General features: G+C 65.3%; 12 protein-coding genes. 4 read left to right on the top strand and 8 right to left on the bottom strand.

Features of this window, described 5'->3' with window-relative positions; all coding sequences use genetic code 11:
- Nucleotides 1-10: 10 nt before the first annotated feature.
- Together ACSQ8Y_RS25260 and ACSQ8Y_RS25255 are read right to left on the bottom strand one after the other, a co-directional pair.
- The gene (locus tag ACSQ8Y_RS25260; RefSeq protein WP_436269152.1) at nucleotides 11-2,353 is read right to left on the bottom strand and encodes a TonB-dependent receptor plug domain-containing protein; all 2,343 of its coding nucleotides are present in this window, start codon (nucleotides 2,351-2,353) and stop codon (nucleotides 11-13) included.
- Nucleotides 2,354-2,609: 256 nt separating this feature from the next.
- Nucleotides 2,610-3,191, bottom strand: a complete 582-nt coding sequence (locus ACSQ8Y_RS25255; protein ID WP_436269151.1) for a hypothetical protein — start codon at nucleotides 3,189-3,191, stop codon at nucleotides 2,610-2,612.
- A gap of 330 nt (nucleotides 3,192-3,521) precedes the next feature.
- Between ACSQ8Y_RS25255 and ACSQ8Y_RS25250 the strand changes: the two genes are divergently transcribed.
- From ACSQ8Y_RS25250 to ybaL, 3 genes are all read left to right on the top strand, one after another.
- The gene (locus ACSQ8Y_RS25250) at nucleotides 3,522-4,964 is read left to right on the top strand and encodes a S41 family peptidase (protein ID WP_436269150.1); all 1,443 of its coding nucleotides are present in this window, start codon (nucleotides 3,522-3,524) and stop codon (nucleotides 4,962-4,964) included.
- A gap of 148 nt (nucleotides 4,965-5,112) precedes the next feature.
- Nucleotides 5,113-6,234: a beta-ketoacyl-ACP synthase III gene (locus ACSQ8Y_RS25245; RefSeq protein WP_436269149.1), complete on the top strand. Its 1,122-nt coding sequence runs from the start codon at nucleotides 5,113-5,115 to the stop codon at nucleotides 6,232-6,234.
- A 97-nt stretch (nucleotides 6,235-6,331) separates the two neighbouring features.
- Complete coding sequence (gene ybaL / locus ACSQ8Y_RS25240) at nucleotides 6,332-8,059, top strand: YbaL family putative K(+) efflux transporter (protein WP_436269148.1); 1,728 nt, start codon at nucleotides 6,332-6,334, stop codon at nucleotides 8,057-8,059.
- 147 nt (nucleotides 8,060-8,206) lie between these two features.
- Here ybaL and ACSQ8Y_RS25235 read toward each other — a convergent pair whose 3' ends face one another.
- A complete protein-coding gene (locus tag ACSQ8Y_RS25235; protein WP_436269147.1) occupies nucleotides 8,207-10,246 on the bottom strand; it encodes an FAD-dependent oxidoreductase in 2,040 nt (679 codons plus the stop codon).
- A gap of 259 nt (nucleotides 10,247-10,505) precedes the next feature.
- Here ACSQ8Y_RS25235 and ACSQ8Y_RS25230 point away from each other — a divergent pair, with 259 nt between their 5' ends.
- Nucleotides 10,506-11,018 (top strand): SRPBCC family protein, encoded by a 513-nt coding sequence (locus ACSQ8Y_RS25230; protein WP_436269146.1) that lies wholly within the window; start codon nucleotides 10,506-10,508, stop codon nucleotides 11,016-11,018.
- A gap of 32 nt (nucleotides 11,019-11,050) precedes the next feature.
- Here ACSQ8Y_RS25230 and ACSQ8Y_RS25225 read toward each other — a convergent pair whose 3' ends face one another.
- The 5 genes from ACSQ8Y_RS25225 to phbB form a co-directional block, all read right to left on the bottom strand.
- A complete protein-coding gene (locus tag ACSQ8Y_RS25225; protein WP_436269145.1) occupies nucleotides 11,051-11,503 on the bottom strand; it encodes a hypothetical protein in 453 nt (150 codons plus the stop codon).
- 7 nt (nucleotides 11,504-11,510) lie between these two features.
- Nucleotides 11,511-11,957: a DUF2721 domain-containing protein gene (locus ACSQ8Y_RS25220; protein WP_436269144.1), complete on the bottom strand. Its 447-nt coding sequence runs from the start codon at nucleotides 11,955-11,957 to the stop codon at nucleotides 11,511-11,513.
- A gap of 50 nt (nucleotides 11,958-12,007) precedes the next feature.
- Complete coding sequence (gene pip / locus ACSQ8Y_RS25215) at nucleotides 12,008-12,964, bottom strand: prolyl aminopeptidase (RefSeq protein WP_436269143.1); 957 nt, start codon at nucleotides 12,962-12,964, stop codon at nucleotides 12,008-12,010.
- Between the two features lie 8 nt (nucleotides 12,965-12,972).
- Nucleotides 12,973-14,325 carry an amino acid deaminase gene (locus ACSQ8Y_RS25210; protein WP_436269142.1) on the bottom strand — a complete coding sequence of 451 codons (1,353 nt, stop codon included), beginning with the start codon at nucleotides 14,323-14,325 and terminating at the stop codon, nucleotides 12,973-12,975.
- Between the two features lie 95 nt (nucleotides 14,326-14,420).
- Nucleotides 14,421-15,161 (bottom strand): acetoacetyl-CoA reductase, encoded by a 741-nt coding sequence (gene phbB / locus ACSQ8Y_RS25205; RefSeq protein WP_436269141.1) that lies wholly within the window; start codon nucleotides 15,159-15,161, stop codon nucleotides 14,421-14,423.
- Between the last annotated feature and the right edge of the window lie 60 nt (nucleotides 15,162-15,221).

Here is a 15,221-nt window from a genome sequence, read left to right as displayed (position 1 = left end):
CTTCTCCTTGTTAGAATTTTGTTTCCAGACGCGCGGTCCACACTCGGTAAGTGGGGTTGAGCGTACTGGAAAATTGCGACAGTCCATTAGTGTAAACCAGGTTGCTGCCGGTGGCATCTTCGGCCAGCATATTGGCGACCGCAAGGCGCAGTTGCGTCAGCGGCGTCATCTTCCACAGTACATGCGCGTCCACCACGCGCTTGCGGCTGCTTTCCACCACCTGGCTGGTGCTGGTCTGCACGCGGATCGCCGGGGTCCAGTTATAGCTGGCGCCCAGCGACAGCGGGATGTCCTTCATGCGGTAGTCCAGGCCCAGGTTGGCAGTCTGCCTGGGCTGCTGGTCCAGGCGGTTGTCCGGGCCGGGGATGCCGTCCACGCGCGACCAGAAGCGGCTGTAGTTGCTGCGGAAATCGATGGCGGGCGCGTCGTCCATGAGCTCGGCGAGCTGGAATTTCGCTTCCAGTTCGATGCCCTTGGTGCGGGCGTGCGAGATGTTGCTGGGCGACGACACCCAGCGCGGGCCGGCGCTGGTTGGGCGCAGGCTCAGCTCGCGGCGGATCAGGTCGTCGATGTCGCGGATGAAGCCGCTTGCGCTGACGATGCCGCTGCGGCCCAGGTAGTGTTCGAAGGCCACGTCCAGGCCGGTGGCCAGCTCGGGCTTGAGGTTGGGGTTGCCGGTGCGGTCGGGACGGGTGGCGCTGTTCAGGCGCGACAGCGCGGGCAGCGCGATCAGGTCCTGCACATTGGGCGACTTGTAGCTCTTGGTCAGGCTGGCGCGGATCTGGTCCTTGCCCGCGCCGGGGATGCGGTAGACAGCGTGCAGCAGCGGGCTGAACACGGAGCTGGTATTGCTGACGTTGCCTGCGGCTGCCGAGCCTGGAGCGCCGGGGGTGCCGGCCTCTGCAGTGCTGCCGGGCAGAGCGGCGCCGGCCGAAGCAGCGCTGCGCTCGCTCGTGGTGCGTATGCCTTCCCAGCGCGCGCCGATGTAGACGCCCCACTGCGGCGTGATGTCCCACTCGTCCTGCGCGAACACGGCCATGCGGCGGGTATCGGCTGCGAGGTTGTCGCCGGAGTCATCGAACTGCGCTTTGCCGTTCTTGTCGGTGCCGACCTTGGTCTGCTCGCGGCGGCTGGTTTCGAAGTCCCAGCCAGCGGCCAGCAAGTGGCCCGCGCCCAGAGGCGAGGTGTATTTGCCACCGGTGTTGAAGCCGCGGTCGCGCGTGCTGTCGCTGTCGTGGAAGCGGTCCAGCAACACGCCGGCGCCGTCGAACTGCTGGCGCACGGCGTCGCTGTCGCGGCGCGCCAGCCCCATGCCGAACTTCACGTCCAGCTTGGCCGCGCCCGCCAGCCTGTGCAGCCAGTTGCCGAAGCCGCGCATCATGGTGGAACTGGAATGGTTCTGCGTCAGCGCCAGCTTGTATTCGGGAGGAACGGCGCCGGCCAGCTGCGCCAAGTCGCTGCGCGCATTGCTGTCGCCGCGGTTGGCCATGATGAAGGGCTGGAAGTTCAGCGTGTCGCCGTTGTCGAACTTGTAGGACAGGCGCGGCGTCAGGTGCAGGTTTTCCGAGCTGCCGCTGCTGTGCTCATCGATGTGCTGCAGCTTGACGACGTCACCGTCGTCCTCGGTGTCCTGGATCACGGACTGGCCGAGGTCCTTCTGGCGATGCTTGCCCAGCGAAGCGGACAGGGTGTAAGTCAGATTGCCGGTCTTGCCGGGCAAGGTCAGCGACACATTCGGCGAATGCAGGCCGCGCTCGTAGCTGTCGGCCAGCTTGAGCTGGATGTCGCGCTGCTGGTAGCCGTCGCGCAGGATGATGTTGATGGTGCCGGCGATGGCCCGCGTGCTGTTCTCGGCCACCGGGCCGCGCATCACTTCCACCCGTTCGACCTGGTCCGGCGACAGCGATTCGAGCGAGAAACCCGGCGGCGCGCGTTCGCCGTTCAGCAGCACCTGCGTGTAGCCGCTGCCCAGGCCGCGCATGCGCACATCGCCGCCACGGCCGGGACGGCCGCCCCCTATGGTCACGCCGGGCAGGCGCTTGAGCACGTCACCCAGCGTGGTGTCACCGTTGCGGTCCAGTTCCTCGCGGCCGTAGACCTGCTTGCCGGCGGTGGAGTTGCGGCGCTCGGTCATATCGTCCTGGCGCGCGCCGCTGATGGTGACCTGGGGCACAACCTTGCCGCCGTCGGCAGCAGGCTGGACCGTGGCTGATTTCCGGGCTTGCGCAGCTTGCCCGGCTTGTGTGGCTTGCGCGGCCTGACCGGCCTTGGGCGCGGGCTCGGCTTCCTGGGCGCCGGCGTTGATCTGGACGCCTATTAATGCCAGGCAGGCAAGGGGAATCAGTTTGCTCATCGTCTTCAAGGTGGGACTGGTCCGCGCGGCCTGCTGGCGGTGGCTGGCTAGGAAGGGGGTTGCCGCACCGCCATTTTAAGCGGCATGGCGCCCTCCCGTGTCGCGTGTCGCGGCAATTTACTTTTCGATACACAGCGCAACAACGCAGACAACAAGCCGCCGCGGTGGGCAGCCTGGCGGAAGGTCGTCCCGGCAATCGCGCGGGCAGCCGAAGCGGGCAACGGAACGGAAAACCGGGCCAGCGGCAGGGCCGGCGTCAGCCTCCCCTGCCGACGCTGCCCTGGCCGCCGGGGCCGCTCATGCCGCCCATGCCACCTTTATGGCCGCCGCGCCCGCCGCCTTCGCCGCCCTCCTTCTTGCGCTCCGGCCGCTCACCCGCGCCGCCCTCAACGCGCTGCATCTGCTCGGCCAGGAACACCGCCACCTTGCCGCGCTGGGTTTCATCGAGCGCATCGTTGACTTCCAGCCACCATGTGCGCAGCTGCTTTTCCTCAGCCGCCGCCAGTAGCGCCTCCGTCTCGACGCCGCCCGCCAGCTCGCGCAACTCGACATCCTTGCGGTCCAGTGCCGGGCGCACCGCCAATTGCATGCGCTCGCGGCGCGACTTGCGCTCGCGCAGCAGCGTGCGGGTACGGCTTTCGGTCTGCTGCCACAAAGTGGTCTGGTTGACGTTCAAGTTCAGCTCCTTGCGGAAGTCGGCTGCCATGACCAGCAAGTCTTCGGCGCGCATCTCCATCACGGGAACGGCAAAGGCGGGGACGGCGAAGGCCAGCGCAGTGGTCAGCAGCAGGCTGCGCGCATAGGTTGAAATCAGCTTGGGTGTCAGCTTAGGTGTCATCGGGGTTCCAGGCAACGTGGCAAAAAAAAGCCCACGCAGGGCGCGCAGGCTGAAGAACCACTACAGGGTAGAGAAGAACTACAAACCCAGTGTAGGCCGTGTTTTTTGCTGTTTCGCTTTTTATTACATTTCCTTACGCACGTGAACCTGCGCTTAACAAAGCGGTTCAAAATCGCAATATTGCGCAATATTGATGGCCAATTATGCTGTGGTGTAAAAGGCCGTAAAGTCGAGATAAATTACAGCGGAGCTACTCAGCTTGCCGGAAATCAGGTTTATACTGAATTCGCGCGCAGTAGAGTGACTGCGGCAGCTTGACACAGGTGAAACATGGGCAAGAAACTCAAAAATACCGGGCTGGTCAGCCTGGGTGTCGTGGCCGGCATTGCTGTCTCCCTCCAGTTTTCCGCGATGGCACAGCGGCCCGCCGATCCGGCGCTGCCGCTGGAAGAACTGCGCCAGCTGGCCGATGTGTTCGGCCTCATCAAATCCGACTACGTCGAACCGGTGGAAGACAAGAAGCTGCTGACGGAAGCCATATCCGGCATGGTCGCCTCGCTCGATCCGCACTCAGCCTACCTGGACAAGAAGGCTTACGCAGAACTGCGCGAAGGCTCGCAGGGCAAGTTCGTCGGCCTGGGCATCGAGATCGGCCAGAGCGAGGACGGCTACATCAAGATCGTCTCGCCGATCGAGGATTCGCCGGCCTACCGCGCCGGCATCAAGGCGGGCGACCTGATCACCCGCCTCGACTCGACCCCGGTCAAGGGCCTGAGCCTGGACGACTCGGTCAAGAAGATGCGCGGCGAGCCGCACACCAAGGTCTCGCTGACCATCCTGCGCAAGGATGAACCGGAACCGCTGGTGTTCCACATCACGCGCGAAGAGATCCTGCAGAAAAGCGTGAAGGCGAAGATCGTCGAACCGGGCTACGCCTGGCTGCGCGTGGCGCAGTTCCAGGAGCCGACCGTGGACGACCTGGCCGCCAAGATCACCGAACTGTACAAGCAAGATCCCAATATCAAGGGCCTGGTGCTCGATCTGCGCAACGATCCGGGCGGCGTGCTGCAAGGCGCCATCGGCGTGGCGGCAGCCTTCCTGCCGAGGGATGCGGCCATCGTGTCGACCAATGGCCAGCTGCCGGACCAGCGCCAGACCTTCTACGGCCGTCCCGAGTATTACGCGCTGCGCAACGAGGGCGACATCCTCGCCAAGCTGCCGGCGGCGGTCAAGAACGTGCCGATGGCGGTGCTGGTGAACACCGGTTCCGCGTCCGCCTCGGAAATCGTGGCCGGCGCGCTGCAGGACTACAAGCGCGCCACCATCATCGGTACGCAGACGTTCGGCAAGGGTTCGGTGCAGACCATACGCCAGCTGACCGCCGACACGGCCGTCAAGCTGACCACGGCGCGCTATTACACGCCGAACGGCCGCTCGATCCAGGCCAAGGGCATCGCGCCCGACCTGCTGGTCGATGAAAACGCCGACGGCGACGGCCTGAACGCGCTGCGCATGCGCGAGGCGGACCTGGAAAAGCATCTGTCCAACGACCGCGAGCAGGAAGCGGGCAAGACCAAGCGCGACGAGGCCGAAGAACAGCTGCGCCTGCTGGCGGCCGAGCGCAAGCGCAAGCCGCTGGAATACGGCAGCGGCGACGACTTCCAGCTGCAGCAGGCGCTGAACCACCTGAAGGGCATGCCGGTGCAGCTGGCCAAGCAGGAACCGAAGCTGGTGCAGGCCGATCCGCCCGCCAAGAAGGCCATCCACAAATAAAAACTGTTAAAACGACAGCACGTCACGCTACGGCGCCCCGAGTGGGCGCCGTACTCTATTTTGCGCCTGCCGTTCGTGTAGAATTTCCCAAACAGAAGGCAAGCGCCCACAAGGCGGCAGCCCCCTACACGGAGAAAGATTAAACAATATGAAACAAGTCGTCATCAGCGGCACCGGCCTGTACACCCCGCCAAACGCCATTTCGAACGAAGAACTGGTCACCTGCTTCAACGCCTACGTCGAGCTGTTCAACGCCGAGAACGCGGCCGCCATCGAAGCGGGCAGCGTGACGGCGCTCGAAGCGTCCAGCGTCGGCTTCATAGAAAAAGCGTCCGGCATCAAGGCGCGCTACGTGATGGAAAAGGAAGGCATCCTCGATCCGAAGCGCATGGTGTCGCGCATCGCCGAGCGGCCCGACGACGAGATTTCGCTGCAGGCCGAAATTTGCGTGAAAGCGGCGCAGCACGCGCTGGACCGCGCCGGCCGCACCGCCGCCGACATCGACATGGTGCTGGTGGCCTGCTCCAACATGCAGCGCGCCTATCCGGCGATGGCGGTGGAGGTGCAGTCCGCGCTGGGCATAGACGGCTACGGCTTCGACATGAACGTGGCCTGCTCCTCGGCCACCTTCGGCATCCAGACCGCGATCGCCGCGGTGCAAAGCGGCCAGGCGCGCGCGGTGCTGGTGCTCAACCCGGAAATCACCAGCGGCCACCTGAACTGGCGCGACCGCGACAGCCACTTCATCTTCGGCGACGCCTGCACGGCGATCGTGGTCGAGGCGAAGGACGCGGCCGTGTCGCAGCACCAGTTCGAGATCCTGGACACCAAGCTCAAGACCAGCTTCTCCAACAATATCCGCAACAACTTCGGCTTCATGAACCGCTTCGACGAGGGCGGCGTGGGCCAGGCGGACAAGCTGTTCAAGCAGCAGGGCCGCAAGGTGTTCAAGGACGTGTGCCCGATGGCAGCCGAGATGATCAAGGAAAGCATTGCGCGCGCCGGCCTGGAGGTGGCGCAGGTCAGCCGCTTCTGGCTGCACCAGGCCAACCTGAACATGAATTTGCTGATCAGCCGGATGATACTGGGCCGCGACGCCGAGCCGGGCGAAGCACCGGTGATCCTGGACAGCTACGCCAATACCTCGTCGGCCGGCTCCATCATCGCCTTCCACAAGCACCAGGACGACCTGCCGCAAGGCGCGCTGGGCGTGATCTGCTCCTTCGGCGCCGGCTACTCGATCGGCGCGGTGGTGGTGCGCAAGCTCTAATTCCGCCTCCCCTCCCCCAGCCGAGCTCAGCTCGGCTGCGTCTTTCCGCATGTGCTACCCTTGGGCTGCTATCCCATCCCGCAGGAGCCCCGCACGCATGCCCCATGATTTCCCGCTGATTACCACCATCGCCGCCGCCCTCGGTTTCGGGCTGCTGTTCGGCTTCGCGGCCACCCGCTTGAAATTGCCCGCGCTGGTCGGCTATCTGGCCGCCGGCATCCTGATCGGGCCGGCCACGCCGGGCTTCGCGGCGGACACGGTGCTGGCAGGCCAGCTGGCGGAGATCGGCGTGATGCTGATGATGTTCGGCGTGGGCCTGCATTTTTCGCTGGACGACCTGTGGGAAGTGAGGCGCATCGCATTGCCCGGCGCGATTCTGCAGATCGCCGCGGCCACCGGCATGGGCATGGCGCTGGCGCACTGGTGGGGCTGGAGCCTGGGCGGCGGGCTGGTGTTCGGCCTGGCGCTGTCGGTGGCCAGCACCGTGGTGCTGCTGCGCGCGCTGGAAGAGCGCGGCATCCTCGATTCCTTCAACGGCCGCATCGCGGTCGGCTGGCTGGTGGTGGAGGACCTGGTCACCGTACTGGTGCTGGTGCTGCTGCCGCCGCTGGCGTCCTCGATGGGCGGCGCTGCGCCGGGCGACGCGCACAGCGTCGGCGCCGCCGCCGCACCCCTGTGGCAGACGCTGGCCATCACCTTCGGCAAGGTGGGCGGCTTCGTCGCCTTCATGATGCTGATAGGCCGCAAGCTCTTCCCCTGGCTGCTGTGGCAGGTGGCGCGCACCAATTCGCGGGAACTGTTCACGCTGTGCGTGATCGCGGCGGCGGTGGGCATCGCCTACGGCGCCACGAAACTGTTCGGCATCTCCTTCGCGCTGGGCGCCTTTTTTGCCGGCATGGTGCTGCGCGAATCGGAGCTGAGCCACCGCGCGGCACAGGAGTCCTTGCCGCTGCGCGACGCGTTCGCGGTGCTGTTCTTCGTCTCGGTCGGCATGCTGTTCGAGCCGTCCATCCTGTTCGAGCAGCCCTTGCAGCTGCTGGCGGTGGTGGCCATCATCGTGTTCGGCAAGTCGATCGTGGCCTTCTTCCTGGTGATCCTGCTGCGCTATCCGATGCGCACGGCGCAGCTGGTGTCGGCCAGCCTGGCGCAGATCGGCGAGTTTTCCTTCATCCTGGCGGCGCTGGGCGTGTCGCTCAAGCTGATGCCGCACGAAGGCCAGAGCCTGATACTGGCTGGCGCCATCATTTCCATCGCCGTCAACCCGGTGGTATTCGCTTCGCTCAAGCCGCTGGAGCGCTGGTTCAGCAAGTCCCAGCGCCTGGCGGCGAAGTTCGACCGCAGCGCCGACCCGCTGGCCGAGCTGCCGAGGTCGGTGCCGCAAGAGAAGCTGAGCGGCCAGGTGGTGCTGGTCGGCTATGGCCGCGTGGGGCGCCGCATCGCCGCCGCGCTGACGGCGCAGGGCATCCCCTTCGTGGTGGCGGAGCAGAACCGCGAAGCGGTGGACCAGCTGCGCAAGGACGGCATTCCGGCCGTGGCGGGCAATGCGGGCGAGCCGGCCGTGCTGATCCAGGCCCACATCACGCGCGCGCGCATGCTGGTGATCGCGACGCCGGACACTTTCCACGTCCGCGCCATGATAGAAACCGCGCGCGCGCTGAACCCCGATATCAAGACGGTGGTGCGTACGCACAGCGACGAGGAAGCCGAGCTGCTGCGCAACGAGCGCGCTGGCAAGATCTTCCTCGGCGAGCACGAACTGGCCAAGGGCATGACCGAGTTCGTGGTGGAGGAATTCAAGCAGCCGCGTAATCACGGCGGGCATTGAGACGCGGCGCGGAGTCCGGCCCGTCCCCTGTCATTGCCGCGCAGGCGGGAGGGTCCGCCGATGCGGTCCATAGCCGCCTGCTGGCTGGCGCAGCATGGGCTCCCGCCAGCGCGGGAGCGACACGGAGCTGAAGTGCCCCCCGTCTACCTACAGGCTGACGGCCAGCTCGGCGCCTTCCTTGATGGCGCGCTTGGCGTCGAGCTCGGAGGCCAGGGCGGCGCCGCCGATTTTGTGGAAGCGCGGGGTGGCGCCTGCCGCGCTGCCTGCCGGCGGCATCAGTTCGGCCAGGCTGTCCTGCCCGGCGCAGATGATGACGTTGTCCACCGCCAGCAGGCGCTCGCCGCCATCGACCGTGATGTGCAGGCCGTGGTCGTCGATCTTGTTGTACTGGACGCCCGCCAGCATGACGACGCCATTGCGCGCCAGCACGGCGCGGTGCACCCAGCCGGACGTCTTGCCCAGGCCCGCGCCCAGCTTGCTCGCCTTGCGCTGCAGCAGGTAGAGCTGGCGCACCGGCTCTTCGACGTGCGCCGGCACCAGGCCGCCGCCGTTGGTGGCCTTCAGGTCGACGCCCCACTCCCTGGTCCACGTGTCCACCGCCAGCGGCAGCGCGTTGCGCGTGTCGTGCAGCAGGTATTCGCCGACGTCGAAGCCGATGCCGCCCGCGCCGATGATGGCCACGCGCTTGCCGACCGGCTTCTTGTGCGCCAGCACGTCCAGGTAGGACAGCACCTTGGGATGGGCTATGCCTTCGATCGGCGGCATGCGCACCTTGATGCCGGTGGCGACGACCACGTCGTCGTAGCCGCCCGCGAGCAGCTCGTCGCGCGTGACGCGCCGGCCCAGCTTCACGCTGACGCCGGTCAGTTCCAGCTTGCGCTTGAAGTAGCGTATGGTTTCGGCGAATTCTTCCTTGCCGGGGATCTGCATGGCGACCTTGAACTGGCCGCCCACCGTGTCGCTGGAATCGAATAAAGTCACGTCGTGGCCGCATTCGGCTGCCACCGTGGCAGCCGACAGGCCGGCCGGACCGGCGCCGACCACGGCCACCTTGCGCCGCCTGGCCGCCGGCTTGTAGACCAGTTCCGTCTCGTGGCAGGCGCGCGGGTTGACCAGGCAGCTGGCGCGCTTGTTGGAGAAGGTGTGGTCCAGGCAGGCCTGGTTGCAGCCGATGCAGGTGTTGATTTCGTCGGCGCGCCCGGAGGCGGCCTTGGCGACGAATTCGGCGTCAGCCAGGAAGGGGCGCGCCATCGACACCATGTCGGCGTCGCCGCGCGCGATGATGTCTTCCGCCTCGCCCGGCATATTGATGCGGTTCGACGCTACCACCGGGATTGACACTTCGCGCCGCAGGCGCCCCGCCACGCTGGCGAAAGCCGCGCGCGGCACCGAGGTGACAATGGTGGGCACGCGCGCCTCGTGCCAGCCGATGCCGGTGTTGAGGATGGAGACGCCGGCCTGCTGCAGGGCCTTGGCCACCGTCAGCACGTCTTCCCAGGTGTTGCCGCCTTCGACCAGGTCGAGCAGCGAGTGGCGGTACATGATGATGAATTCCGGCCCGACGGCGGCGCGGATGCGCTTGACGATGTCGAGCGGCAGCCGCATGCGGTTTGCTATGCTGCCGCCCCAGCGGTCGGTGCGCAGATTCGTGCGCGCGCACAGGAACTGGTTCAGCAGGTAGCCTTCGCTGCCCATCACTTCCACGCCGTCGTAGCCGGCCTGTTTGGCCAGTTTGGCGCAGCGCGCGTAATCGCGGATGGTCGCCTCGATGCCCGCTTCGCTCAGCGCCTTGGGCTTGAACGGGGAGATCGGCGATTTGCGGTCGGAGGCGGAGACGACGAAGGGCTGGTAACCATAGCGGCCCGCGTGCAGGATCTGCATCAGGATCTTGCCGCCCTCCTCGTGCACCGCCCTGGTGACCTTGCGGTGGTTCGGCACGTCGCCCAGGAAATTGAGGGTGCCGCCAAAGGGCAGCAGCCAGCCGGAACGGTTGGGCGAGATGCCGCCGGTGACGATCAGGCCTACCCCGCCCCTGGCGCGCTCGCGGTAGAACGCGGCCAGCTTGCCATAGTTGTAGAAGCGGTCTTCCAGGCCGGTGTGCATCGATCCCATGATGACGCGGTTGCGCAGCGTGGTGAAACCGAGATCGAGGGGGGCCAGCAGGTGCGGGTAGCTTGAAGTTGTCATTTTATGATAGTTGGTATGGTTGACTTCGATTCCGCATTAGAACGGATTTCTCTAGACCATTGTTACTAAAATACCCTCCACAATCACGCAAGTCTTTATTTTGTAAGCGTTAAGTACCGCTCTTGTATTCTGCCATCAGTTGCCGTACGCTGGAAAGATGAAGCAATTGATTGCCTGTTTGTTATTCGGAATTTCTGCATCGCTACTGGCGCAGACGCCAAAACTTGAGCTGCCGAAACTGGAAGTCGCGGTAACGCGGGTGCATCAGGACGCCCTGCATCTGTACGAAGTGGACGCCAGCGGTACCGTGCAGGCGCCGATCGCGACGGTGTGGAAGACGCTGACGACTTACGAACGGATGAATGAATTCGTGCCCGACATGGCTTCCTGCCGGGTGCTGGCGCGCAATGGCAACGAGGTGATCATCGAACAGTTCGGGACGGCCCGCTTCCTGTTCATGTCCAAATCCATCCACCTGATCGTGCGCGCCACCGAAACGCCGATGACGAGCATCGACATCGCCCTCATTTCGGGCGACATGAAGCACTATGAATCGCGCTGGGAACTGTTCCCGCAACCGGACGGCGGGACGAAGGTGGTCTACTCCGGCAGGCTGGTGCCGAATTTCTACGTGCCTGGCATATTGGGGACGAATATCATCCGCGGCGACATCGAGCGCATGATGGGCGCCGTCCTCGCGCGCATGGACAAACCCATGGACAAGCCGGACAGCCCCGCGCGCAATCTGCTTCCAAACCAGCTGGTGAACTGACCAGCTGATCAACCAGTCAATGGATCAACAGATTACTGGGCGGCGTAGTCCGGCCCGCGCAGCTCGGCGAACTGCTCGATGCTGCCGATCTTGATCATCACCGAATTGAGACTGAGCTTGGCCTGCATGGCGCGCCAGGCGAATTGCCATTCGCGCTCCTGCGCCTCGCCGGCGGTCTTGGTGAAGGCGGCGCCCAGGGCGGCGCGCTGGCCGTATTCGACGGCGCCGTCGATGCCCGCCCAGCTGGGCAGGGTGCGCTGCACCGCGCGGTGGATGCGCTCGCCGAATTCCTCGGTGTTGTGGATCACCAGGCAGGCGTCGGCCGTAAACAGGTCGAACAGCTTGCGGTCCCAGGCTTTCGAGAAGCTCAGCGTCAGGCAGTTCGACGCCGGATGCAGGATGAATTGCCCCTGCGTCAGGGCCAGTTCAAGGTCGCTGCGCTCGCCGTAGCGGTACAGGGTCGGGGGGCGTTTGTAGTCGTGCATGGTGACTCTATTTCTGTAATGGGTGGCGCACGTGGCGGTGCGCGCGCATGGCGGCGGAGGCGATCAGGATCTCCCGCAGCAGGTAAACGAAACTCGTGATCAGGCCCGCCATCGCCAGCACGAACAGGCCGGCGATGTATTTATCCAGCGTCACGTTCAGCGTGTCGCCGACGAACAGCAGCGCGATCACCAGGCAAATGAGCAGGCCGCAGCCGGTCGAGGAGCCGATCGATATGTTGATCAGGTGAGAACGCCGGTACAGCACGTCAAGTTCATTGAGGGAAAGATCGTTGTAGCCGATATCGAGCCGGTCTTCCAGTACGCGCGACCGGTCTATGATGCGCGCCAGACGGTTGGTCAGCACCATTAAATTGGTGCAGACGCCGGTTAGCAGGAAAACCGGCGCGATCGCCAGCTGAATGATGTGTCCTATATCGCCGACTTGTATATTCATTGCATGCGTGGTTCGGGGGGCCAGACGCTAGTGTAACAGGCCGTGCGGCCTTACTCGAAGCGGCGCAGGCGCTTGAACTGCTCGGTGGCCGCGACCAGCGCGCGCGTGATGCCGCTTTCCATGGCGCCGTGCCCCGCATCCGGGATCAGTTTGATGACCGATCCGGGCCAGGCCTTGTGCAGCCTCCAGGCCGACACCGGCGGGCAGATCACGTCGTAGCGGCCCTGTACGATCACCACCGGCAGATGGGAAATGCGGCCGATGTCGCGCAGCAGCTGGTCTTCCTCGAAGAAACCGAGGTTGGCCATGTAGTGCGATTCGAGGCGGCCCACGCCCAGGTCCATGGCGTCCGACGGGATTTCCTCGGGCTGCGGCAGCAGGAACACGCGGCGCCCCTCGAAACGGCTCCAGGCGCGCGCCGCCGGCCAGTACACGGCCGGGTCGTCGCTCATGATGCGCTTGACGTAGGCTTGCAGCAGGTTGCCGCGCTCCTCGGCCGGAATGGGCGCGATGAAGTCGTCGTACACGTCCGGGTGGAACCAGCGCGCGCCGTCGAGGAAGAAGTCGACCTCGGGCTGGGTGCACAGGAAGATCCCGCGCAGCACAAAGCCCAGGCAGCGCTCGGGATGGGCCTCGCCGTAAGCCAGCGCCAGCGTCGAGCCCCAGGAACCGCCGAACACCAGCCACTGCTCTATGCTGAACATGGCGCGCAGGCGCTCGATGTCCGCCACCAGCAGCTGGGTGGTGTTGTTGCGGCATTCGCCCAGCGGCACCGACTTGCCGGCGCCGCGCTGGTCGAACAGGATCACGCGGTATTGCTGCGGGTCGAAGAAACGGCGGTGCGCGGGCGACAGGCCGGCGCCCGGGCCGCCATGCAGGAACAGCACCGGGATCCCGTTCGGGTTGCCGGCCTCCTCCCAGTAGATGGTGTGGACGGCGTCGACTTCCAGCATGCCGCTGCGCAGCGGGGCGATGGCGGGAAACAGGGACTGGTTCGAATCTGGCATGGTTTCCTCTAGAAGAATGTATTGACCGCGTAGCGCACAGTATAGGCGTCGTCGACCACCAGCAGCAGGGGCCACTTGTCGAAGGTGGTGCAGGGGTGGGAGATGCCGCAGCCTATCAGGTCGCCGACTTTCAGCTCCTGGCACAGGGCGTCCCCTTCCGGCAGGCGCAGATAGGCATGCTGGTCGTTCATCTTTTCGATGCGGCAGCCGGGCGGCAGGTCGGTGGGAAGCGCGGTGGGCAACGTTGCGGGCTCGGCGGACAGCTCCTGCGCCGGACGGTGCGTGTACAGCGCGATCGGCAGCTCCATGTCGTAGGAGGCGTCGCGCTTGCCCATGGAGAGGATGGCCAGCGTCGGCTCGGGGCGCGAGGTGACCATGCTCCACACCTCCAGCGCCGGCTGCAGGCCGCCGCTGGCGTGCTCGCGCTCCGTCACGTCCTGCGTCAGGTCCTGGTAGGAGCCGTGGTCGTTGGTGAGGTAACAGCCGCTGCGCAGCACCGGCAGGACGGGGCGCGACAGGTTTTTCATGCCGGCGAAACCGTGCGCCACCAGGTCGAAATAGGCCGAGCCGCCGGCCGACAGCAGGATCTTGTCGCCGCCGAACAGCTTTTGCTCGTCGGCCTGGCGCACCAGCGCGGCCAGCTCTGCGACAAAGGCGCGCACCGCTTCCACGCTGCCGGCCCGGTCATGACTGTGCAGCAAGCCCTCGTAGCCTTCGATGCCGGCCAGTTGCAGGCCGGGCACCCGCGCCACCTCCTGCGCCACCGCCATCGCTTCGGCCTGGCTGCGGCAGCCGGCCCGCTTGCCGGCCAGGCCCAGTTCCACCAGCAAGGGCAGCGGACGCTCCAGTCCGGCGGCCGCCGCCGCGCGCGACAGCCGCTGCACGCCCTCCCCGGAGTCGACCAGGGCGTAGAATTCGAAGCCGGGATCGTCCTTCATCAGCGCCAGCATGGCGCGGATATCGGCCGGGGCCACCAGCTGGTTGGCCAGCAGCACGCGGCGCACGCCGAAGCGGTAGGCCACCTGCACCTGCGCGGCGGTGGCCAGGGTCATGCCCCAGGCGCCGTTGGCGAGCTGCGCGCCGAACAGCTGCGGACTCATGGTGGTCTTGCCGTGCGGCGCCAGCACCGCGCCGTAGCGCGCGCAGAAGCGGCGCATCCAGTCCAGATTGTGCAGCAGCGCCGTTTCCTTCAGCAGCGCGACCGGGTAGCTGGTGTCGCCGCGCAGCACGTTCCAGCGCTGCAGGGGGATCGCGCCCTGGCGCATGGGCTCGGTCAGCGGCAGGCCCTTGACGCCGGGCTGCAGCATGTGTTCCGCCAGGCAGGCCAGCGCCAGGCCGCCGTCGGGCAAGTGTCTATCCATGATGGGTCTCCTCCGGTCATTATTGTCCTACGTTTACCGTCCGCCCAATGAAAAAAGCACCGCGGCTGCGGTGCTCTTTGCGGGGCCGGACTGTCTTAGGACATGTGCTGGCCGCCGTTGATGGCGATGTTGGCGCCGGTGACGAAAGCCGCTTCTTCGGAAGACAGGTAGGCCACCAGGCCAGCCACTTCTTCCGGCTTGCCCAGGCGGGACATCGGAATCTGCGGCAGGATCTTCGAATCGAGCACTTCCTGCGGGATCTCCATCACCATCTTGGTGCCGATGTAGCCCGGCGAAATGGTGTTGACGGTGACGCCTTTGCGCGCAACTTCCAGCGCCAGCGCCTTGGTGAAACCGTGTACGCCAGCCTTGGCGGCCGAGTAGTTGGTCTGGCCGAAAGCACCCTTCTGGCCGTTCACGGACGAGATGTTGATGATGCGGCCCCAGCCGCGGTCAACCATGCCATCCGCTACCGGTTTGGTCATGTTGAACACGGAATCGAGGTTGGTGCTCATCACTGCGTCCCAGTTCAGCTTGTCCATCTTCTTGAACGTCATGTCGCGGGTAATGCCGGCGTTGTTGACCAGCACGTCGATCGGACCGATGTCCTTGACGATCGCGGCGACGCAAGCCTGGGCCGAATCGTAATCCGCCACGTCGCACGGGTAAGCCTTGAAATCAAAGCCCATGTCGCGCGTCGTGGCCAGCCATTCGTCGACCTTCTTGTTGTTAGGGGAATACGTGGTCACGACTTTATAGCCCAGCGCTGCCAGCTTGATGCACACAGCTTCACCCAGACCACCCATACCACCTGTTACCAATGCGATTCTTGCCATTTTTTTATCCCCTCGGTTTCGAACACTAAAAGAACTGAACTGCTAGAACTGAACTGCCGG

It is taken from the genome of Pseudoduganella sp. LjRoot289 (assembly GCF_964252925.1).
GTDB lineage: Bacteria > Pseudomonadota > Gammaproteobacteria > Burkholderiales > Burkholderiaceae_D > Rugamonas.
Note: the sequence above shows the minus strand (reverse complement) of the source record. Positions and strands in the feature narration are given on the sequence as shown.